The following is a 22,378-nucleotide window of genomic DNA, read 5'->3' as shown; positions in this document are numbered from 1 at the left end:
ATCTGCCCTGCCTCAGGCGGTCGATGCAGGCAAACCGGCCTGCGCCGAGATGGAGATGATGGCGGGCGCAGCTTCCATGGACGATCATGACGGCGTGCCTTGCAAGAACCTTCGGCTGGATTGTCTCGTGGCATTCGGCTGCATCCCGCCCCTCGTTCCAGGGGGTGATGCGACCCTGGTCGGTGAAATACCGGCGCAGGCTTCTCAGTTCAGCAGATTAGTCTCCAATTCGCTCGCGGCCCCAAGGCTGGGGCCAGAACCGCCACCTCCGCAATTTCCGGCATGACCCGCGTGCAGGCATAAGCCTGTGCGCTCCTGCCTCTGGATGGACGACCTGCGCTCGATGCGGGCCGGTGATCCGGAACGCGTGTCTGACGCGCTCCTTTTGCGGATGAACGATCATGCAACGAATTACTTGGACCGCGATTCCGGTCCTGCTGGCCCTCGCGCCGGCGAGTAATGCCCAGTCGGTGGGCTATGAAGAAGCTTTGCGAGCAGCAACGAGCGACCAGCCCCAGGTTCGCACAAGCGAGCTGCGACTGGACGCCCGGCGCGAGATCGCCGACGCTGCCGATGAACTGCCCGATCCGCGCCTTCGCGCGGGCATCCAGAACCTGCCGGTAAGCGGGCCGGCTGCGTTCGAGCTGGGTCGCCAGCTCCCTACGCAAATCCAAGTCGGTATCGAACAGGAGATTCCCAATCTCGCGAAACGTCGGGCCCGGTTCGGAATGGCGGACGCCGACATCGACCTTGCCGCAGCACAATTGCGTCAGACCCGTTACAGGGTACGCGTCGGAGCAGGAATGGCATGGATTTCGTTGGCTTATGCCCAACGGGCTCTGACCGTCGCCGACGATGCACTTGCTGAAATCGAGGGGCTCGTACCACTCGCGCGCAGTGCTGTCGCCGCCGGTTCGGCCAGACCCGCCGAAAGTCTGGAAATACGCCGTGCCGTGCTCGAAGTCGAGGATATGCGGACCAGGATCGAGGCCGACCGAGAGGCCGCTCAGGCCATGCTGTCGCGCTATACCGCTCTGCCGACCGCCACCGCGACCGGAACCATCCCTTCGGCCGATCTCGATCCCGAAGGTTTGCGGGCCATGCTCCAAAGCAATCCGGAGCTTGTCGTGGCGCTTGCGCAGGTTCGTCAAGCGGAAGCGCGAAGTGATCTTGCCCGATCGGAAAGGCGTCCGGATTTCGGCGTCAATGTGAGCTATGGAAGGCGCGATCCCGACTTTGGCGATGTCGTCTCGGTGATGGGTTCGATCACGCTCCCGATTTTCGCCGACCGGCGCCAAAACCCGCGTGTAGCCGCCGCCGACGCCGAGGCGGCGGCGGCGCAGTCGGCCAGAGCAGACCGGCTCCGTGAACTCGAAGCCCAGTTCGAGACCGATCTCGCCGCATGGCGCAGCGCTTATCGACAATGGCAGCGCGCGACGGACGAACTGCTCCCTCTTGCCGAAAGCCGCGTGGACCTCGAACGCGCGAGCTTTGCCGCAGGCCGCGCGGATCTGCTCGACATCATCGACGCCATCAAAACGCTCGCCATGCTGCGGGTGGAAATTCTGCAACGCGAAGAGGCGTCCGTCGAGGCCGCCGCGAACCTGCGACTGACTTATGGGGAGTATGGCCGATGAGACCCGCAATGGGAGCCGCGTGGGACAGGCTGTCGCCGCGCCAGAAATCCTGGATGATGGCAGGCACGGTCGCGCTCATCAGTCTTGCCGCCGGCTATGGTCTCTCGCAGCTCGGCGAAGGCCAGGGTGGTGCAAGCGACGCGGGCGGCAGTGCGACCGAATGCGAGGAGGTCCTTTACTGGTACGACCCGATGGTGCCGGGGCAGCACTTCGACGAGCCGGGCAAGTCGCCCTTCATGGATATGCAGCTGGTGCCCAAGTGCGCGGGCGAGGAGGCCACTGCAGGCGTCAGGATAGATCCCGGCCTGGTGCAGAATTTCGGCATCCGCACCACTGAAGCCGAGTACGGCGTCCTCGAGCCGGAAATAACCGTCACAGGCGTTCTGGCCTACAATGAACGCGACGTCGCGATCGTCCAGCCACGTGCCGGAGGCTATGTACAAAGAACCTACGGCCGCGCGCCCGACGATGTCGTTGGACGGGGCGCGCCGCTCGCGGATATCCTGGTTCCCGAATGGGGCGGAGCGCAGCAGGAGTATCTGGCCGTCCTGAACAGCGGTGATGAAGAACTTGCGCAGGCCATGCGCGAACGCATGCGCCTTTTGGGCATGCCTCCAGGCCTGATCTCATCGGTAGGGCGCAATGGACGTCCGCAGTCCACGATCACCGTTACCGCGCCGATTGGAGGTGCCATCACATCGCTCGGCGTGCGTCCGGGAATGACAGTCATGGCCGGACAGACGCTCGCCGAGATAACCGGTTTCTCACCGATCTGGCTCGAAGCCGCGGTGCCTGAAAGGCAGGCGGCGACTGTCCGCGTCGGGCAACCTGTCAGCGCGACGCTGACCGCATTCCCCGAGGAACGCTTCTCCGGGCCCATCATCGCTATCCTGCCGAGCGCGCAGGATGCAAGCCGTACGATCACCGTTCGTGCGCAACTGCCCAATGCATCCGGGCGCCTCAAGCCGGGCATGTTCGCACAGGTCTCGCTGACCCCGGACACACGCCGCGCGCTGCTGGTCCCCTCCGAAGCGGTTATCAGGACCGGACGTCGAACCATCGTGATGGTGAAGCAGGACGAGGGCGGTTTCATGCCCGCCGAGGTCCGGATCGGCCGCGAAGCGGGTGGAAGGAGCGAAGTGTTGGCCGGTCTGTCGGCAGGCGAGCAGGTCGTAACATCGGGTCAGTTCCTGCTCGATTCCGAAGCAAGCCTCACCGGACTGGACGTCCGTCCGGTCGATCAAGCAGATGACGCTTCCACCGGCGGCGAGGACGAACCAGCGACCTTCGGTGCCACCGGCACGATCCAGTCGATCGCCAATGGTTCGGTGACGCTGCGGCATGGTCCTGTGCCCCGGCTCGATTGGCCCGCGATGACCATGACCTTCCGCACGAAGAGCGCGGCGCAAATGCGCGGGCTCGAGACGGGAGACAGGGTGCGCTTCACCTTCACCCAGGAGGATGCCGGCCCCCGGATCGAGTCTATCACGAGGGCCGGACAATGATTGCTCGGATAATCGATGCCTCGATCGCCAACCGCCTGTTTATCGTTCTCGCCGCCGTCGCGGTAACGCTGGCCGGTTTCTGGGCGGTGCGCACGACGCCGGTCGACGCGTTGCCCGATCTGTCCGATGTGCAGGTTGTGGTCCGGTCAAACTATCCGGGTCAGGCCCCCCGGATCGTCGAGGACCAGGTCACCTATCCCCTGGCAACGACCATGCTCTCGGTGCCGGGGGCGAAAACCGTCCGTGGCTATTCGATGTTCGGTGACAGCTATGTCTATATCATCTTCGAGGACGGAACCGACCTCTACTGGGCGCGCTCGCGCGTGCTCGAATATCTCAACCAAGTGCAGAACCGCCTGCCCGATGGCGTCACGAGCACGCTTGGCCCCGATGCAACCGGTGTGGGGTGGATCTACGAATATGCGCTGGTCGATCGCAGCGGCGGGCACGACCTTGCAGGACTGCGCAGCCTGCAGGACTGGTTCCTGCGCTATGAGCTCAAGACGATCCCCGGCATTGCCGAGGTCGCCAGCGTCGGCGGCATGGTCAAGCAATACCAAGTCGTTCTCGAGCCTTACCGGATGGCATCGCTCGGCGTGACTCACGCCGAGATCGTGAGCGCAATCCAGTCCGCCAACCAGGAAGCGGGCGGCTCGATCGTCGAGATGGGCGAAGCCGAATATATGGTCCGCGCTTCTGGCTATCTCGGCGACCTCGATGATTTTCGGCAAATTCCACTACGCACTGCGAGTGGCGGTGTCCCGGTCACGCTGGGCGACGTAGCGACGATCCAGGTCGGACCCGAACTGCGCCGAGGCATCGCCGAGCTCAATGGCGAAGGCGAGGTTGCCGGCGGCATCATCGTTCTGCGTCAGGGTGCGGATGCAAGAAGCGCCATACAGGCCGTCGAACAGAAACTCGACGACTTGCAGGCAAGCCTTCCCGAAGGCGTCGAGATCGTCACGACCTACGATCGCTCTCAGCTCATTGATGCGTCTATAGAAAACCTCACCACGAAGCTCATCGAAGAGTTTATCGTCGTGGCGCTCGTATGCGCGCTGTTCCTCTGGCACGCGCGTTCGGCACTTGTCGCCATCATCACCCTGCCTTTGGGCGTGCTCGCGGCCTTCATCGTGATGCGCTTTCAGGGCGTCAATGCCAACATCATGTCGCTGGGTGGAATAGCCATTGCGGTCGGTGCGATGGTCGATGCCGCCGTCGTCATGATTGAGAACGCGCACAAGCATCTCGAGCGATGGGAACACGAGAATCCCGATACCGTGCTCGCGGTGAAGGAACGCTGGCGGATCATCGCCGATGCATCGAAGGAAGTGGGACCGGCGCTGTTCTTCAGCCTGCTGATCATTACGCTGTCGTTCCTACCGGTGTTTACCCTGCAGGCGCAGGAAGGGCGGTTATTTGCACCGCTTGCTTTCACCAAGACCTATGCGATGGCTGCCGCGGCCATTCTTTCGGTAACGCTGGTGCCGGTGATGATGGGTTGGCTGATCCGTGGGAAGATCCCTTCGGAAGATTCCAATTTTCTAAACCGCTGGCTGACGAAAATCTATCGTCCGGGGCTCGACTGGGTCATGCGGCGCCCCAAGGCAACGCTGGCGATCGCGGCGCTGATCTTTCTGACCACCGCGATCCCCTTCACCCGGCTTGGCGGCGAGTTCCTCCCGCCGCTCGATGAAGGCGATTTGCTTTATATGCCGAGTGCATTGCCCGGCCTTTCCCCCGGCGAGGCGTCGGCGCTGCTGCAGCGCACCGATCGCCTGATCAAGTCGGTCCCGGAAGTGGAAACGGTGTTCGGTAAAGCGGGGCGCGCCGATACGGCGACGGATCCGGCTCCCCTGACGATGTTCGAAACGACGATCCGCTTCAAGCCCCGCGAAGAATGGCGCGAGGGAATGACGCCCGATCTGCTGGTCGAGGAACTCGACCGGGTCGTCCAGGTGCCGGGCCTCGCCAATGTCTGGGTGCCGCCGATCCGCAACCGGATCGACATGCTCGCGACCGGAATCAAGAGCCCGATCGGGGTCAAGGTGTCAGGCGACGATCTCGATCAACTGGAACGCGTTGCACTCGATGTGGAGCGTATCGCCAAGACCGTGCCTGGCGTGAGTTCCGCGCTGGCCGAGCGGCTGTCGGGCGGTCGCTATGTCGATGTCGATATCGACCGGATGGCGGCCGCGCGATACGGACTCAACATTGCCGACATCCAGCAGATCGTCTCTGGTGCAATAGGCGGCGCCAATGTCGCACGGACCGTCGAGGGGCTGGCGCGCTATCCGATCAATGTGCGCTATCCCCGCGAAATCAGGGACAGCGTCGATGAACTCAGGGCCCTGCCGGTTCTGACGCCGTCCGGCCAACAGATTACGCTCGGCACTGTCGCCCGTATCGCCGTCAGCGACGGTCCGCCGATGCTCAAGAGCGAGCAGGGTCGTCTGACCAGCTACATCTATGTCGATGTCCGTGGCCGCGATCTTACCTCGGTGGTCGCCGATCTGCAGGAGGCCGTCGCCACGGGCGTCGATCTGCCTCCCGGCGTCAGCCTGTCCTATGCGGGCCAGTTCGAATATCTGACGCGCGCCTATGAGCGACTGAAGATCGTGGTTCCCGCGACGCTCGCGATCATCTTCCTGCTGCTCTATCTCATTTTCCGGCGCTGGGACGAAGCCTTGCTGATCATGGGCACGCTGCCCTTCGCGCTGACGGGCGGATACTGGTTGCTCTATCTGATGGGCTACAACCAGTCGGTGGCGACTGCGGTCGGCTTCATCGCGCTTGCCGGTGTCTCCGCCGAATTCGGCGTGGTGATGCTGATTTACCTGAAAGCCGCACTGGAGCGACGGCAAGCTGACCTGGGCGCCGAAGAAGTGGACGAGGCCATCCGGGAAGGCGCGCTCCTGCGCGTGCGGCCCAAGGCGATGACCGTCGCAGTCATCCTTGCGGGTCTCTTTCCGATCCTGATCGGCACCGGCGCGGGCTCGGAAGTCATGAGCCGCATCGCCGCGCCGATGGTCGGCGGCATGATCACCGCCCCGCTCCTGTCCATGTTCCTGCTTCCCGCCGCTTATCTGTTGTTGCGGCGTCCCCGTCCGGAAAAACCGGCGAACCCTCAAGGAGAAGAAGAATGCGTACCCCAACCTACATGATCCTGCTCGCGGCACCGCTGGCGCTTGCAGCTTGCGACGCTGCAGACGACAGCACCGGGACCATGATGTCTGACGAGATGGCGAACTCGGACAGTATGCCCATGTCAGGCGAAATGCCGATGGCGGAGGAGACCGGCGGCGAGCAGAGCGCCAGCGCGGAGGGAACGGTAACAGACATCGATCCCGGGGCGGGCACCGTGACCATCGAGCACGGTCCGGTCGAAAGTATCGGATGGCCCGCGATGACCATGACCTTCGAAGCCGACGCGCAAATCCTCGAACAGGTCAGTGTCGGTGAGGGAATAGCCTTTGAATTTCGTACTGGAACCGAAGGCAGCGTCGTTACCTCGGTAACGCCGCGATAGCATGATGGGTGGGAGGCGCGCGGTTGCGCCGGTGCCTCCCACGCAAAAACAGGTGAATATGCCCGGTATCGACAGGCCCGACTTTAAGGATCGCCGCGACTTCATGAAAAGCGCCGGCCTCGCGGCGACGGGTTTCGCGGCGCTGCCGCTGGTGGGTTGCGACACGCAAAGCAGGGTGTCGCTCGATCAGCGAGGAGCAAGCAATCCTCTTGCCATACCTCGGCTACAGGCCGGAACGATCGAACGGGGCGAGCGTGTCTTTCGCCTGTCCCTGACACCGGGCGAGAAAGAATTCGTGCCCGGCACGCCGTCACCGACGATCGGTATCGACGCATCCTATCTCGGTCCGACCCTCGAAATGCGCCGCGGCGAACAGGTTCGCTTTCATATCGACAACAAGCTTGCCGAGGATGCGACCGTCCACTGGCATGGTTTCGAACTTCCCGCCACCGCGGATGGCGGACCGCACCAACTCGTGCGGCCCGGCGAACGCTGGAGCCCGTCCTTCGAAATACGCCAGCGCGCTTCGCTATACTGGTATCATTCTCATACGCATCGCCGGGCCGGACCACAGGTCTATGCCGGACTTGCTGCCCCGATCTACGTGCGCGACGAGGAAGAGGATCGCCTCGATCTGCCGAGCCGGTACGGTGTAGATGATATCCCGCTCGTCGTGCAGGATCGCGTGATCGACAGCTCAGGCCGCCTCGTTTACCCGCTCAACATGCACTCGCGGATGATGGGGGTGATAGGTGAGCGCATCTATGTGAACGGAACGGCCAATGCCGTTTTCGACGCCACCGCCGGTCCGCTGCGCCTGCGGCTTCTCAATGGATCGAATGCGCGGTTCTACACCTTCTTGCTCGAAGGTGATCGTCCGATGCAACTCATCGCAAGCGATGGCGGCCTGCTTGCCGCGCCAAGCGAGGTTCGCAGTCTTACCCTTGCCCCAGGCGAACGCGCCCAAGTGATCGTCGATCTTTCCGAAGGGCGCCCGCTCCGGCTGATTGCCAGCAGCCCTGCTAACGCCATGGGCATGATGGGCGGGCAAGGCGGGGGTATGATGGGCGGCGGAATGATGGGAAACCGGGCCGATCGCGAGAGGCAGGGGCGCACGTTTTCGATCCTCGATATGCGCCCCTCAGGCGCGTCAACTCCAGTAATGCTCCCGCCCACTCTGGCCGCGCTTGCTGCGCCAGACCCCTCACTCGCCGTTCGCAGCCGCCGTTTCGTGCTCGATATGGGCATGATGGGCCGGGGCATGTCGATCAACGGCGAAACCATGGACATGGACGTCATCAATCAGCGCGTACCGGTGGGTCAGTGGGAAATATGGGAAATCGCCAACGCATCGATGATGGCCCATCCCTTTCATATTCATAACGTGCAGTTCCGCTTGCTCGACCGGGACGGTCGGCCTCCGCGGGCGGAAGAGGCGGGCTTCAAGGACACCGTAATCGTCAACCCGCGTGAACAGGTCAGGCTGCTGTTGCGGTTCGAAGAAAATACCGATCCCGACACTCCCTACATGTATCACTGCCATATCCTCGAGCACGAGGACGCAGGCATGATGGGGCAGTTCGTGGTGATGGCCAATTAGGGGAGAACGACAGATGAGCGATGGGCACAATGCAATCGAGGGTATGGCGACCGACCCCGTTTGCGGAATGAGCGTGAAGATGGACGGCGCCCGCTTCGTCGATCGACACGAGGGTGGCGACCATTACTTCTGCTCCTCGCGCTGCCTCGACAAGTTCCGCGCGGATCCGGAGATGTATCTTTCGAAGGCGCACCTCGATGCTGTCGAGGATGTCCCGGAAGGTACGATATACACCTGTCCGATGCATCCGGAGATCCGGCAGCCGGGGCCGGGCTCTTGCCCGATATGCGGGATGGCCCTCGAACCCGAAACGGTCACTCTGAACGAGGGCCCCGATCCCGAACTCGTCGACATGCGGCGAAGGTTCTGGTGGAGCGCGCTCTTCACGCTGCCGCTCTTCGCCTATGCGATGGGCGACATGATCCCGTCGCGACCGTTCGATCAGGTCATCGAACCCGCTATCGCGCAGTGGCTGCAGCTCCTGCTGGCAACTCCGGTGGTGCTTTGGGGCGGCTGGCCCTTCTTCACCCGCGCGCTGCAATCGGTCCGGACCATGAACCTCAACATGTTCACCCTGATCGGCTTCGGCGTCGCCATCGCCTATCTGTTCAGCCTTGTGGCAACCCTCGCCCCGGACATCTTTCCCGAGGCATTCCGCGATCATGCGGGCCGGGTCGGCGTCTATTACGAGGCCGCAGCGGTTATCACGACCCTCGTGCTGCTCGGGCAGGTGCTCGAGCTCAAGGCGCGCGGATCGACATCGAGCGCCTTGCGAGCGCTTCTCGAACTCGCACCCCCGACCGCGATGAAGATCTTCGGTCGCGGGGACGAGCGCGAAGTACCGCTCGATGAATTGACGTCGGGGGACCTGCTGCGCGTGCGTCCGGGCGACAAGGTCCCCGTCGATGGCACGCTCGAGGATGGAAGCAGTGCCATCGACGAATCCATGATCAGTGGCGAACCCATTCCCGTCAAGAAAAGCGCGGGCGATCCCGTGATCGGGGGCACCGTAAACCAGACCGGCAGCTTCACCATGCGCGCGACGCAGGTCGGCGCGGACACCATGCTCTCGAAGATCGTGCAGATGGTCGCGGAGGCCCAGCGCAGCCGGGCACCGATCCAGCGGCTCGCCGACCAGGTCACCGGATGGTTCGTACCCATCGTCGTCCTTGTCGCTATCGTGAGTTTTGTCGTCTGGGCCATCTGGGGACCGGCACCGGCCCTTGCCTACGCGCTCGTCAACGCGGTCGCCGTTCTGATCATCGCGTGTCCCTGCGCGCTCGGACTGGCGACGCCGATGTCGATCATGACCGGTACCGGCAAGGGCGCGCAGCACGGGATCCTGATCAAGAACGCCGAAGCGCTCGAAACGCTGGAAAAGATCGATACGCTGGTCGTCGACAAGACCGGAACGCTGACCCGGGGCAAGCCTGATCTTGTCGACGTAAAACCGCAGCCAAATTTCGACGAGCAGGAATTGCTGAGCCTTGTCGCTGCCGTTGAGAGAGGAAGCGAGCATCCGCTCGCCCACGCGATCGTGGAAGGGGCTCAAAACAGGGGCGCTGCCATTCTCGACGCTTCCGATATCGAATCCGTGACCGGCGAAGGTATCCAGGCAAATGTCGACAAGCGCCTGGTCGCGATCGGGAATGAAAAGATGATGGAGCGTATAGGGGCGCTCGAAGAAGGCTGGCGGTCAACGGCGGACGAAGGCCGAAGCCTCGGACAGACGGTGATGTTCGTGGCCGTGGACGGGGCACCGGCAGGCCTTATCGCGGTCGCCGATCCGATCAAGGCAACCAGCCGCACCGCTATTGCCGCGTTGCATGAGCGCGGCATCAAGATCGTGATGCTTACCGGCGACAGCGAAGCCACCGCGCGTGCGGTAGCAAGCCAGGTCGGTATCGACGAAGTCGAAGCAAACGTCTCGCCCGAGGACAAACATCGCAAGATCGAGCAGTTGAAGAGCGATGGTCGCCGGGTCGCTATGGCCGGCGACGGCATAAACGACGCACCCGCGCTTGCCGCTTCGCATGTCGGCATCGCGATGGGAACGGGTACCGATGTCGCTATCGAAAGCGCGGGCGTGACATTGGTGCGCGGCAACCTCGTCGGCGTTGTTCAGGCGCTCGTCCTGTCTCGGGCCACTATGCGCAACATCAGGCAGAACCTGTTCTTTGCCTTTGCGTATAATGCGCTCGGAATTCCGGTCGCTGCAGGTGTCCTCTATCCATGGACCGGGTTGCTTTTGAACCCGATGATCGCGGCCGCAGCGATGAGCCTGTCTTCGGTATCGGTGATCGGCAACGCCCTGCGCCTGCGCGGCCTCGCTCTTCCCAAATTCGATACCTGAGCGATGGGGACGGGACGGAGATCGCAGGAGTGACGAATCAGACGATGCAGGATCAGGACCAAATCTCTGAGGAATCGCGCGAATGGCGCGGTGCTCATCCAGCCCTCTGGATCGCGATATTCGGAATTCTCATCGCTTTCGCCTGGGAGATGCTCCAGCTTCCTTTCTACCAGTCGGGAGGTCTGTCGCCTGCCGAGGCAGCACGTCGCTGCGGCCTGGCCTCGTTCGGCGATGCCGGGATCATGGTGGCCGCTTATCTCGGCGCCTCTGTCGGCAGTGGTAAAACGCCGTGGCTCGTAGACTGGCCGATCTCGCGTTTTGTCGTGTTCCTGGGAATCGGCCTGGCCATTACTGCCATGGTCGAAGTGCTGGCTGTCGGTGCCGACTGGGGGTGGTCCTATAGTGCAATCATGCCGCTTGTGCCCGGAACCAAAATCGGTCTCATACCGATCGCGATGTGGGTCGCGGTTCCCACAGCCTCCTTGTGGCTCGCGCGCCGTCTCGGCACCGGACCCCGCTGATCGCAAACCGGGATCACCTATCCCTCGACAGCTGCCGGCTGCGGTCCCGATGGTGATCGACTTATCCGAAATCCGGCAATCAGAGCGAGCAGCGTGAGCAATTGCGCGCCGATCGTCTCGACAGTCGGGAAGAAGCCGAGTTCGGCGAGGCGCGGCAAGCCGGCAATGAAAGTGGCGGAAAGAACTCCGGCCTCCTGGAAAGCGCCCACGCCCTTGCCCGCGAGAATGACCGCAAGGATCGCAATCAGGATAGCACTATAGCGGAAGAACTGGGTGATCGGCAGTTTGCGGCTGTAGCGCAGCATAACCCATGCGATGAACGCTAGCAGCGCGACTGCGGACAAGGCACCTGCCAATATGATGCCGCTGCTCTGCGGGTTCCACAGGGCAGCGTAGAACAGAATAGTCTCGAACGCTTCCCGGTAGACGACCACGAATGCAAGACCAAAGAGAAACCATGCCGATCCGCGCGAAAGCGCCTTGCCCATTTTTTCCTGGATATAGCGCCGCCACTCCTCGGCCTGGGATTTGCCGTGCATCCAGATCCCGACCGATACGAGAATGACAGCCGCAAGCAGCGCGCCGATCCCTTCGGTCATCTCGCGGCTCGCCCCGCTGATGCTTACGAAGTAGGTTGCTACGACCCAGGTGGCGACACCTGCGAAAAGAGCAGCGATCCACCCACCATGGATATAGGGCAATACCTCGGAGCGCTGCGACTTTTTCACGAAGGCGATCATGGCGATCACAACCAGAATTGCTTCGATCCCCTCGCGCAGGAGAATGGTGAACGCCCCGAGAAAGGTCGAGATTTCGCTGGCCGCCTCAGGAGCCAACGCTTCCTCGGCTCTTGCCAACAGACTATCGATGCGAGCCCTTAGTTGCTGTAGTTCGGATGGATTCGCACCGGACTCTATTCCGGCCCGGAATTGCCCGAGCGCCTGTTCTACCTCCCGCATCAAACCGCCATCGCGCGTTGCCAGGAGGGCCTCCAGGGGTTCAAACCCGTCGAGATAGGCAGACAGGGCAAGCTGCCGCGCTTCCTCTCGGTTGCCAGCCCGATAAGCTGACAGGCTGCGATCGAGCGTATCGCGAACGAAGGCGAGCGAACCTGCGTCATTTGCCTGTCCCACCGCATCGGGATTGGCGCGAAGATAGGCCATGACGGCGAGCGCACGGTCCTCGCCGATCTGCTCGGCCAGACTTTCCGGTGTGAGCGCGGCGAGCGTCTCGAGATCGGGGACAAGCTGGCGTATGCCATCATCTTCCCGCCAAATACGCTCGCCCTTGGCCACATCTTCAAAAGCAATGCTGCCGGCATGGAATGCAAGCGCCCAGCGATCCTCGTCGGACAGCGATGCGAAGCTGGCCATGGACGTTCCTTCCAGCCCTTGCGTGATGACCTGGTAAAGCCCGAACGCACTGCGCTGCCGCGCCCGGTCGATATCGGTGAAGTCGATCGGCGGGGGATCAAGTGCCTGCATTGCGGCCGGTGGCGCACTTCCGGCGGCGCCGTGACACGAGGCGCAGTTCTGCGCGAAGAGAGTGCGGGCGCGGTCAAGGTCGGGCGCTTGCGAAGGGGCAAGCGGAACCGGGTAGGCTGTCAGCAACGAGGCTGCCAGCGCGCGCGCTAAGCGCCCAACTCGCTCGGCGGGTTCCTTATTGGCGATCAGAGCTCGCAGCTGGTCCGATCGGCGGATGAGTGCTTGATTGTCTTTAGTATCCGGCAATGCAGCGATCTGCCGCGCCACGACATCGGAAAACTCCACCATTTCGCGATATTCGAATTCGTCGGCAACACGTCCCTCGGAAACGGCGGAGGCGTAGTCGACCGCGATATAATCGAGCAGACGCCAGGTGGTTCGCACGTCGGGTTCTTCCGCGTTCGCGGTGACGGACAGACACAGCGCAAGCGCCAGCAGAATGAGCCGCAGTGCCGGATGGACGGTGGCGGAGACGATGCGATGCATGAGGGGTCTCTATATCTGTTGCAATTAATTCGCAATAGCAGGGTGTAGACGGAAATGTATTTCCTCCAACCCCCGATCGCGGGGATATTCTGGAGTTTAGGTAGAGCGCAGTTCGCCGCGTGCCTGATTGAAGACTTCGGCACTTCCCCACACCGCCAGTCCTGCCATGATGCTCGCCACAACCAGATCGGGCCACGCACGGCCGGTGCCGAAAACGCCAATCGCTGCCGCCAGCACGGCGATATTACCGATCGCGTCGTTGCGCGAACAGATCCACACCGAGCGCATGTTCGCATCGCCCGAGCGATACCGGAACAGCATCGCGGCGACGGCGAGATTTACCGCCAGAGCAAGAGAACCGATGGCGCCCATCGTTCCCGGGTCGGGCGACGCCCCGACAAAGAAACCCCAGATGGCCGAGCCGAGCACCCACAGGCCGAAAGCCAGCATGGTCGCCGCCTTTACGAGAGCCGCACGTGCGCGCCAGACGAGCGCCATCCCCGCTACGCCAAGACTGATAGCATAGTTTGCCGCATCACCGAGAAAGTCGAGCGCGTCGGCCTGCAAGGCGCGCGAATCTGCAGCAATGCCTGCCACGATCTCCACGCCGAACATGATTGCATTAAGGCCCAGCGCGATCCACAGAATGCGCCGCCATGTCGGATCGTTGGTGCTTGCACCGGCCTCATCGGGACCGCAGCAGGTGTTTCCCATTTACTCGACTCCTTGCGTCGATCCGCCCTATGCACCTTGTAGTAACTACAAGGTCAAGCGGTAGGAGCCTTTGTCATGAGAATTGGTCAACTTGCCCGGATAACCGGCGTCAAATCCGAAACAATCCGCTTCTACGAGCGCGAGGGTATCCTCGCTGCCCCTCCGCGCACTAAGGCCAATTATCGCGACTATGGACCTGCAGAGGAAGCGCGCCTTAACTTCATACGGCGCGCGCGTGATCTAGGCTTCTCGATGGCACGCATCAGGGAATTGCTCGATCTCTCCGATGATGCCGACCGGTCCTGCGCGGGCATTGACGCTCTGGCCAGAAGCCATCTCGGCGAAGTCGAGCGCAAGATCGCCAGCCTGGAGGCGTTGCGGACGGAGCTTGGGCGCATGATCGCTGCCTGCGAGCAAGACACGGTAGGCGATTGTCGCATCATCGATGTACTTGCCGGTACCACCGAGCCTTGATGCCCGCGCCTCGTGCGCCAGTTCGGTCAGGCTCGCCGATGCACGGCTTTTGTCCGCCGCCCCTAAGAGACTTAACTTCGGGAAAGGCCGACGGGTGCGAAGCTGCCCGTGTCGCCATCCCGGGTCTGTCGAACGGGTTATGATGCTGCTGTCGGCCAGTTCCAGACGGCCATTTTTTCAATGCTCATATCCGCCATAGTGTAGGGGATCCCGCCGACGCCAAGCCCGGAGCGGCGCAGCCCTGCAAAAGGCATCCAGTCGACGCGGAATGCCGTATGGTCGTTCACCATCACAGCCGATCCCGCCAGAGACTGTATGCAATGATTGGCGATTGACAGGCGATCCGTGAATACAGCGGCCTGAAAGGCGTAAGGCAGGGCATTGGCCTGCTTGATAGCCAGGTCGATATCGTCATAGCCATACACGCAGATCACGGGGCCGAAGATTTCTTCCTGGGATACCTTGGAACTTTCGGGAGGATCGACAATGACGGTCGGGGAGAAAAGAGTATCACTCAGACGGCTTCCCCCGCACACCAGGGTGCCGCCTGCTGCGATGGCTTCATCGACCCAGCGTTCGACGCGGTCAACTTCCTCCGTTCGGATCAGGGGTCCGCATTGGGTCTGAGCATCGGCGGGATCGCCCACGACCAGCTTTTCGGCAGCTCGCCCTAGGTCATTGGCGAAGTCTTTCAATTCTGCAGCAGGGACGAATACGCGCTGTACGGAAACGCAGACCTGACCCGAATGATAGAACCCGCCTTTAAGCAACGAGGCGATCACTGCTGCGCGCTCCACGCCGTTGTCCACGATTACCGGCGCCGCGCCGCCGTGCTCGAGAGCAATGCGGGTCCCCGGCGCCAGCTTCGAGCGAAGCATCCAGCCGATTTTCGCAGAACCGATGAATGAGAAGAACGCCGTGCGCGGATCGGTTACCATTCTTTCGGCGATATCGTTGCCGCAAGGTGCGAACCGGCACCAGGCCTCGGGCAGGCCGGCTTCATGGAGAATGCTCACGAAGCTCTGGCATGACAGAGGCGTTTCCAGCGCAGGCTTGATGAGAACGGGGCACCCGGCTGCTACCGCCGGTGCAACCTGATGGACGATCAGGTTGAGGGGGTGATTGAATGCCGAGATCGCCACGACAGGACCGATCGGCTCGCGGAAGGTATATGCCGTCCTTCCCGCACCCGCTTCTGTCAGGTCCATGGGGATCTCGTGGCCGCCGCCATCGCTGAGCGCCTGAACGCACAAGTCGACGCTGCTGATCGCGCGACCGGCTTCCACGCGCGCATCGACCAGGGGTTTGCCGCCCTCCCTGACGATCTGGAGAGCCAGATCCTGGGCTCGTTCGCGCATGATATCCGCAGCCCGCCGGAGGATGGCGATACGCTCGTGCACGGCAAGCCAGCCATGGCGGTCGCGGTGGAGCAACTGCGCTTCACTCAGCCATTCATCGATTTGAGGCCAGTCGATTAGCGGCACTTCTGCAACCGGCTCGCGGTCGAACGGATTGTGAACGATCGTCTTCATAGCTCACACACCTTTGCGCCGAGTTCATCAATCAGCACCTTCTTGTTTTCGGAATAGTCGACGGGCAGATCGACGAGATGCACGCCGCCAGCCTCGAATGCGTCGTTCAGGACCGCCACAAGATCTGCGCTCCGTTCGACCCGGTGACCGGTCGCTCCATAGCTTTGTGCGTAGGTGACGAAGTCGGGATTGGAAAAGGTCAGGCCGTAGTCCGGAAAGCCGAGCTGGTCCTGCTTCCAGCGGATCATGCCGTATGCTGCATCGTTCAGAACGAGAACGACAAGGTTCAGTCCAAGCCTGACGGCCGTTTCCAGTTCCTGCGAGTTCATCATGAACCCGCCATCGCCGCATACCGCGAGCACTCTGCGCCCCGGCGCCAGCATCGCAGCCATCATGGCGGATGGAAGGCCAGCACCCATCGTCGCCAATGCATTGTCGAGCAGGATGGTGCCAGGCTCGTGGGCGATGTAGTTTCTGGCGAACCAGATCTTGTAGATGCCGTTGTCGAGCGCAACGATATCATCGCGCGCCATTACGCTGCGTACGTCGGCAACCACGCGCTGGGGGACCATTGGAAAACGTTCGTCGTCGCTGGTCTCGGAGATGTGCGATGCAATCTCGTGATGCAGGGCGGTATAATAGCTGCGGTCGCACTGCAGCTTGCCATCCAGGCGGTTTCCCAGCCGCTCGACCGATCCGGCGATGTCGCCGATGACCTCGAGCTGCGGGAAGTAGACCTGATCGACTTCGGCTGCCTTGTAATTGATATGGATGACGGTCTGCCCGCCCGGCTCCATGAAGAAGGGCGGCTTCTCCACCACGTCGTGACCGATATTGACGATCAGATCGGCCTTTTCGATTGCGCAGTGAACATAATCGCCCGACGATAGCGCCGCGGTGCCCAGATAGAGCTCGCTATCTTCATCGACCACGCCCTTGCCCATCTGGGTGTCGAAGAATGGAAAGCCGGTATCAGACACGAATTTGCGCAACGCTTTCGAAGCGCGGCGGCGGTTCGCTCCGGCACCGATCAGGAGCAATGGCCGCTCAGCCGCGATGATGCGCTCGGCCGCTTCGTCGAGCGCAGCATCTCCGGCGACCGCATAACGCCTGTAATGCGGAGGTATGACCGGTTCGATCGTTTCCTCTTCAGCGATATCTTCCGGCAGCTCGAGCAGTACAGCGCCCGGCCTTTCTTCCTGCGCCAGACGGAAACCTTCGCGAACGAGCGAGGGAATGCGATTGCCGTTCACGATCTGGGTCGAAGCCTTGCACAGCGGGGTGAACAGGGAAACGACGTCGACAATCTGGAACTGGGCCTGTTTCGAGGTCTTGATCGGTTTCTGCCCGGTAATGATCACGAGCGGGAAGGCTCCGAGCGCGGCATAGGCCGCCGGTGTGGTCAGGTTCGTGGCACCTGGCCCGAGTGTTGCCAGGCACACACCTGCCTTGCCGGTCAGGCGGCCATAAGTTGCCGCCATGAAGCCAGCGCCCTGTTCGTGACGGGCCAGAACCAGCGTGATGGTGGAAGTTCGCAGCGATTCCAGAAGATCCAGGTTCTCTTCGCCTGGAACGGCGAAAACATACTCGACACCCTCTGCCTCGAGCGCGGCGACCATAAGATCGGAAGCTTTCATTCGTCGGTCCTCATTTACGAGTTGCAGGGCGGTTCATGCCGTGCGCTACCAAACTGCTTGCTTGCAGCGGCCGACCTGATCGCCGCGCTTGTCAATGGTCGTGATCATGGTCTTGGCATTGGTTCTTTTCGACCTGATGGCCCGGGACCATAACCGGATCACAGTTGGCAGCGAGGCAGGCTTCGAACGTTGCATGGGTGATGGCGTGCCGCGTCTCGAGCATACCGCGAGCCCGCGCCTTCACATCCTCGAAAGCCTGCAACGAAGATTCGGCAGGAACGACATGCGCCTCAAGCGCGCGATAATGCTCGCTGATGCTCCAGACTTGGACGTGATGGACGTCGGCCACGCCTTCTGCGTCACGCAGGTCGCTCACAATGCGATCGAACTCGCTTTCGTCCGGCACCGCGCCCATCAAGAGACGCACCGTGCGAGGCAACAAAGTAACGCCCTGCCAGATCACAAAGTCACCAATGACCACCGTGATGGTCAGATCGGCGATATAAAGTTCGTATCGCAGAATGAGCACGCCAGCCACGATCACACCGGCCGAAGCCAGCGCATCGGACACATTGTGCAGGAAGATCGAATAGGGTCAATTCCTCTTCTCGCCGTGTTTGGTTCCCGCATCGTCGTGGCTATCCATGTGAGCGTCGCGCAGAATCTCGATGCCGCCATAGAGAGCGATGCAAGCTACCGCGATGCCCACAACGAGGTCGGGCCAGTTGGTTCCGGTCAGCATCACAATGATGCCGGCGATAATGATCCCGCCATTAGAGATAAAGTCGTTGAAGCTGAAGGTGGTCGCCGCCCGCATATTGACGTCCTTGTTCTCCATCTTCTGCAGCAGGCGCAGGCAATAGAGATTGACCATCCCCGCGATGAACGCCATCGCCATCATCAATATCCCGCCCGGATCGGACCCTTCCACAAACCGTCGGTAAGCATCGAAGATAACCCCAGCAGAGAAGATCAGCAGCATGATGCCGGAGAAACGTGCGGCCCCGCGTTTCCAGGTCCGTGAGCGGGTCAGCGCGAGCAGGCTGAGCGCATAAACGATGGCATCGGATGAATTATCGAGGCCGTTCGCCAACAGCGCATTAGAATCGGCAAAATACCCGACCGCGAAAAAGCCGATCGCGATGGCCACGTTAAGCCACAGGACAACCCACAGGGTCTTGCGCTTTTCAGGCGACCCGACATCGACCTCATGTCCGCCACTCATGCTGCGTCCTCCCCGGTTTGTACCCAGCTTTCCGCATGACTACGCTGTGTTGGCCGGAAGAACTTCATTTCGGTGCGGAAGAGTGAGGATGACAATTTCGTGCCCCACTCTTCCCATTCGCTGTCGCCGATTATGGCGATCCGGCCGAAACAATCCTTATGCCGGATGTCGAACTTGAGATCGCGCCAGAGACCTCCGAAGTTCCAACCCGAAAAGTCAGGCGCGAGCTCGATCACCATCGGGACGGTACCGGCCTCGCGCTCTGCGATATGTTCGAATTGGGGAACAAAGCGGTCATAGGCTTCATCCCCCAGCCTGCCTCCGGCGCGTATCCAGAGCAGTCCGTTCTCTTCCTTCAGTGCCAGCACCGTTTTTTCCTTTCCCGATCGGTCATGCGATGTCCTTCAGCTCGCGCTGCTCATCGCTTGTCACGTTGCGCCGCAGCCGATCCCACCAGCGCTGTCGCCAGGTCCGGTCATCTTCTCTGGTACTGAAAACCAGCTTCAAAATTGCGGGCAAGACGAAGAGGGTCAGAGCGGTAGCGGTGATCAACCCTCCGATGACCACTGTCGCCAAAGGACGCTGCACTTCCGCGCCGGTCCCCGTCGCAATCGCCATCGGCACGAAGCCGAGCGATGCAACGAGCGCGGTCATGAGAACCGGCCTCAGGCGCGCCAGGCCACCGGCCACGATGGCGTCATCGAGCGCCATGCCCTTGTCGAGCCGCTGACGGATCGCAGTCACCATCACGAGGCCATTCAAGGTCGCTACGCCCGACAGGGCGATAAAGCCTACCGCCGCAGAAACCGAGAATGGCATCCCGCGCAGGGCCAAGGAGAATATTCCGCCTGCCAGGGCCAGCGGGATCGCGCTGAATACGGCGAGCGCCGGCACCCAGCCCCCGACCGCCATGTAGAGCAACAGGAGAATGACCGCGAACGCGATGGGAATGACGATCTGAAGTCTTTCCTGGGCAGCTTGGAGGTTCTGGTATTGACCGCCCCACTCGATAAACGCGGCAGCGGGCAGTTCGACTTGCGCCGCAACCCTTTCCTGGGCCTCTTCTACAAAAGACCCGAGGTCGCGTTCTCGCACGTTGGACGAGACGATCACCAGTCTGCGTCCCTGTTCCCGGCGAACCTCCGCGAGACCATCCACCACACGGAACTCGGCAACCGAGCGTAGCGGTATGGTTGCCCCGTTCGGGAGCAGCACCGGCAAAGCACCCAACTGGTCGAAATCGTCGCGGGTCGCGTCCGACAACCGCACAACCACATCGAAGCGGCGATCGCCTTCGAAAACGAGGCCCGCAGGCCGACCGCCCAGTGCGATCGCCACCGATTGCGCAACGTCTTCGACCTTCAGCCCGTAACGGGCAATCGCTGGCCGATCGAAGGCAATATCGAGGGTGGGGAACCCGGTCACTTGCTGGACCTTGACGTCCGCGGCGCCGTCGACATTGCGCAGCACGCCCGCAACCTCGTTCGCCGCTGAGGTCATGGCGCTGAGATCGTCTCCGTAGATCTTGACGGCAACATCTCCGCGAACGCCTGCGATCAATTCGTTGAACCGCAATTCGATCGGTTGGCTGAACTCGTAAAGGTTGCCGACGAGACTGCTGAGGGCGCTCTCCATTTGCGCGACCAACTCGTCCTTGGCGAGGTCGGGATCGGGCCATTCCTCACGGGGTTTGAGGATCACATACGCATCGGAAGCGTTCGGCGGCATCGGGTCACTAGCCACTTCTGCCGTGCCCGTCCGCGAAAAGACGAGCTGGACCTGCTCAAACTGCTCGAGCCGGTCCTCGACCCGCCTTTGCATCGCGAGCGAACGTTCGAGCGAGGTCGAAGGAATACGCAGCGATTGCACGGCGATGTCGCGCTCGTCCAATTGCGGTGTGAATTCGCTCCCGAGGAAGCTGAACACGAAGGCCGCAAAGGCGAAGATGCCGACGCCCATGCCGATGACCGGCCAAGGGCGGGTGATCGCCTTGCGGACCAGCGGTCCGTATCGCTCCTTGGCGATCCGGATCGGCTTGACCTCCTTTTCCGTCAGCTTCTTGTTGAGCAGGATGGCGATCATTGCCGGGACGAAGGTCAGCGACAACACGAACGCCGAGGCGAGGGCGAGCATGACCGTGATCGCCATGGGCGAGAAGGTTTTGCCTTCGACTCCGGTAAAGGTCAGAAGCGGTGCGAAGACGAGAAGTATGATCGCCTGCCCGTACACAGTCGGCTTGATCATTTCCTGCGCGGCAAGCCGCGTTTCCGTCAACCTTTCGCCCAGTGTGAGAAGCCGGCCTTCGTGTTCCTGCCGGGCCGCGAGCCTCGCGACACTGTTCTCGACGATAATGACGGCACCATCGACGATCAGGCCGAAGTCCAGCGCACCCAGGCTCATGAGATTGCCCGACACGCCGAGCCGGTTCATTCCGATCGATGCCATCAGCATGGAAAAGGGAATGACCAGCGCCGCGATGATCGCTGCCCGGATGTTGCCCAGCAGCAAGAACAGGATCGCGATCACCAGAAGCGCGCCTTCAACGAGATTCTTCTCGACGGTCGCGATCGTCGCATCGACCAGCGAAGACCGGTTGTAGACGATCTCCGCGACAATTCCTTCCGGCAGGGAGCTGCGAACTTCCTCGAGCCGTTCGGCCGCCTGGGCCGACACGGTGCGGCTGTTCTCGCCCGCGCGCATGAGCACGGTGCCCACGACCGCTTCATCGCCGTTCAGCGACGCCGCGCCCGTTCGCAGGTCGCCACCGATGCTGACCGTGGCGACGTCTCCTACGCGAATGGGGACTCCTTCGCGTGTAGAAACGACCGCCTGCTCGATATCCTCGACACTGCCGAGGCGCGCATCAACTCGGGCGAGGAGGGCTTCGCCTGCCCGCTCGACGAAATTGGCCCCTTCGGCGAGATTGGCCGCTTCCAGCGCATCGATCACTTCGTCGAACGATAAACCGTACCCGGTCAATCGCGCGGGATCGGGTTGGACAAGGTATTGCTTTTCGAAGCCGCCGATCGAGTCGACACCCGCCACACCGTCGACCGACCGCATGAGGGGGGCAACCACCCAGTCCTGGATGGTTCGCAGATAGGCAGCCTTGGCAACATCGCTGTCGAGCCGGTCGCCACGTTCGGTCACAAAGCTCCCGTCGGACTGCCAACCGACCGCTCCGCCCAGCGGTGCTTCCTTGCCGTCAGGAAACTCGTACTCGATGGTATACATGAGCACTTCGCCCAAGCCGGTCGAGATGGGTCCCATCACCGGTTCGGCACCCTCGGGTAGGGAGGCACTTATGGGCGTCAGCCGTTCGTTGACCTGCTGACGCGCAAAATAGATGTCGGTCCCTTCCTCGAAAATCGCGGTCACCTGGCTGAACCCGTTGCGCGATATTGAGCGGGTCATCTCCAGACCCTCGATACCGGCAAGCCCGGTTTCAACGGGATAGGTGACCTGCGTTTCGACTTGCGAAGGCGACAGGGCTGGTGCCTCGGTGTTGATCTGCACCTGTACATTGGTGATATCGGGCACGGCATCGATGGGCAGGCGCAGCAAATTCACCACGCCATAGATTGCCACACCGAGCGTCAGTACGACCATCGCCCAGCGAAAGCGCACGGCGACGTCGAGGATCATGCCGATCAGGCCATGGCGGTGGGAGCGATCCGCGTC

General features: G+C 61.8%; 16 protein-coding genes. 8 read left to right on the top strand and 8 right to left on the bottom strand.

Going from position 1 to position 22,378, the window contains the following annotated elements:
• The first annotated feature begins 470 nt into the window (after positions 1-470).
• The 7 genes from GRI48_RS07050 to GRI48_RS07020 are packed head-to-tail and all read left to right on the top strand — an operon-like array spanning position 471 to position 11,145.
• On the top strand, positions 471-1,637 hold the full coding sequence (locus GRI48_RS07050; RefSeq protein WP_337190785.1) for a TolC family protein: 1,167 nt from the start codon (positions 471-473) through the stop codon (positions 1,635-1,637).
• An 8-nt stretch (positions 1,638-1,645) separates the two neighbouring features.
• Positions 1,646-3,142: an efflux RND transporter periplasmic adaptor subunit gene (locus tag GRI48_RS07045; protein WP_123882996.1), complete on the top strand. Its 1,497-nt coding sequence runs from the start codon at positions 1,646-1,648 to the stop codon at positions 3,140-3,142.
• Positions 3,139-6,306, top strand: a complete 3,168-nt coding sequence (locus GRI48_RS07040) for an efflux RND transporter permease subunit (protein ID WP_160673276.1) — start codon at positions 3,139-3,141, stop codon at positions 6,304-6,306. Before GRI48_RS07045 ends, GRI48_RS07040 begins: the two co-directional genes overlap by 4 nt.
• Positions 6,285-6,671: a copper-binding protein gene (locus GRI48_RS07035; RefSeq protein WP_234029091.1), complete on the top strand. Its 387-nt coding sequence runs from the start codon at positions 6,285-6,287 to the stop codon at positions 6,669-6,671. The genes GRI48_RS07040 and GRI48_RS07035 overlap by 22 nt, the downstream gene beginning before the upstream one ends.
• Positions 6,672-6,729: 58 nt before the next feature.
• On the top strand, positions 6,730-8,271 hold the full coding sequence (locus GRI48_RS07030) for a multicopper oxidase family protein (RefSeq protein ID WP_119511746.1): 1,542 nt from the start codon (positions 6,730-6,732) through the stop codon (positions 8,269-8,271).
• 13 nt (positions 8,272-8,284) lie between these two features.
• On the top strand, positions 8,285-10,624 hold the full coding sequence (locus tag GRI48_RS07025) for a heavy metal translocating P-type ATPase (protein WP_160673273.1): 2,340 nt from the start codon (positions 8,285-8,287) through the stop codon (positions 10,622-10,624).
• Between the two features lie 29 nt (positions 10,625-10,653).
• Positions 10,654-11,145, top strand: coding sequence for a hypothetical protein (locus GRI48_RS07020; protein ID WP_230782967.1), 492 nt, complete (start codon positions 10,654-10,656; stop codon positions 11,143-11,145).
• Between the two features lie 17 nt (positions 11,146-11,162).
• Here the strand turns inward: GRI48_RS07020 and GRI48_RS07015 are convergent, their stop codons facing one another.
• Both GRI48_RS07015 and GRI48_RS07010 read right to left on the bottom strand, forming a co-directional pair.
• The gene (locus tag GRI48_RS07015; protein ID WP_054522849.1) at positions 11,163-13,115 is read right to left on the bottom strand and encodes a cytochrome c/FTR1 family iron permease; all 1,953 of its coding nucleotides are present in this window, start codon (positions 13,113-13,115) and stop codon (positions 11,163-11,165) included.
• 96 nt (positions 13,116-13,211) lie between these two features.
• Positions 13,212-13,829 carry a cation efflux transmembrane domain-containing protein gene (locus GRI48_RS07010; protein ID WP_160673270.1) on the bottom strand — a complete coding sequence of 206 codons (618 nt, stop codon included), beginning with the start codon at positions 13,827-13,829 and terminating at the stop codon, positions 13,212-13,214.
• Between the two features lie 75 nt (positions 13,830-13,904).
• Here GRI48_RS07010 and GRI48_RS07005 point away from each other — a divergent pair, with 75 nt between their 5' ends.
• On the top strand, positions 13,905-14,303 hold the full coding sequence (locus tag GRI48_RS07005; RefSeq protein ID WP_088712478.1) for a MerR family transcriptional regulator: 399 nt from the start codon (positions 13,905-13,907) through the stop codon (positions 14,301-14,303).
• A gap of 137 nt (positions 14,304-14,440) precedes the next feature.
• On the opposite strand, the gene GRI48_RS07000 is transcribed toward GRI48_RS07005, so the two are convergent.
• The 6 genes from GRI48_RS07000 to GRI48_RS06975 all read right to left on the bottom strand — a co-directional run bounded on the left by GRI48_RS07000 (position 14,441) and on the right by GRI48_RS06975 (position 22,351).
• Positions 14,441-15,835 (bottom strand): aldehyde dehydrogenase family protein, encoded by a 1,395-nt coding sequence (locus GRI48_RS07000; RefSeq protein ID WP_088712477.1) that lies wholly within the window; start codon positions 15,833-15,835, stop codon positions 14,441-14,443.
• On the bottom strand, positions 15,832-17,472 hold the full coding sequence (locus GRI48_RS06995; RefSeq protein ID WP_088712476.1) for an acetolactate synthase large subunit: 1,641 nt from the start codon (positions 17,470-17,472) through the stop codon (positions 15,832-15,834). The genes GRI48_RS07000 and GRI48_RS06995 overlap by 4 nt, the downstream gene beginning before the upstream one ends.
• A gap of 91 nt (positions 17,473-17,563) precedes the next feature.
• On the bottom strand, positions 17,564-18,052 hold the full coding sequence (locus tag GRI48_RS06990; RefSeq protein ID WP_263435099.1) for a cation diffusion facilitator family transporter: 489 nt from the start codon (positions 18,050-18,052) through the stop codon (positions 17,564-17,566).
• 15 nt (positions 18,053-18,067) lie between these two features.
• On the bottom strand, positions 18,068-18,697 hold the full coding sequence (locus tag GRI48_RS06985; protein ID WP_008603820.1) for a cation diffusion facilitator family transporter: 630 nt from the start codon (positions 18,695-18,697) through the stop codon (positions 18,068-18,070).
• Positions 18,694-19,065 (bottom strand): SpoIIAA family protein, encoded by a 372-nt coding sequence (locus GRI48_RS06980; RefSeq protein ID WP_088712475.1) that lies wholly within the window; start codon positions 19,063-19,065, stop codon positions 18,694-18,696. The genes GRI48_RS06985 and GRI48_RS06980 overlap by 4 nt, the downstream gene beginning before the upstream one ends.
• A gap of 22 nt (positions 19,066-19,087) precedes the next feature.
• Entirely contained in the window at positions 19,088-22,351 is a 3,264-nt protein-coding gene (locus GRI48_RS06975; protein ID WP_143712266.1) for an efflux RND transporter permease subunit, read from the bottom strand.
• Positions 22,352-22,378 lie beyond the last annotated feature (27 nt).

It is taken from the genome of Qipengyuania oceanensis (genome assembly GCF_009827535.1).
GTDB classification, from domain to species: Bacteria; Pseudomonadota; Alphaproteobacteria; order Sphingomonadales; family Sphingomonadaceae; genus Qipengyuania_C; species Qipengyuania_C oceanensis.
This window is presented reverse-complemented; position numbering and strand designations above follow the sequence as displayed.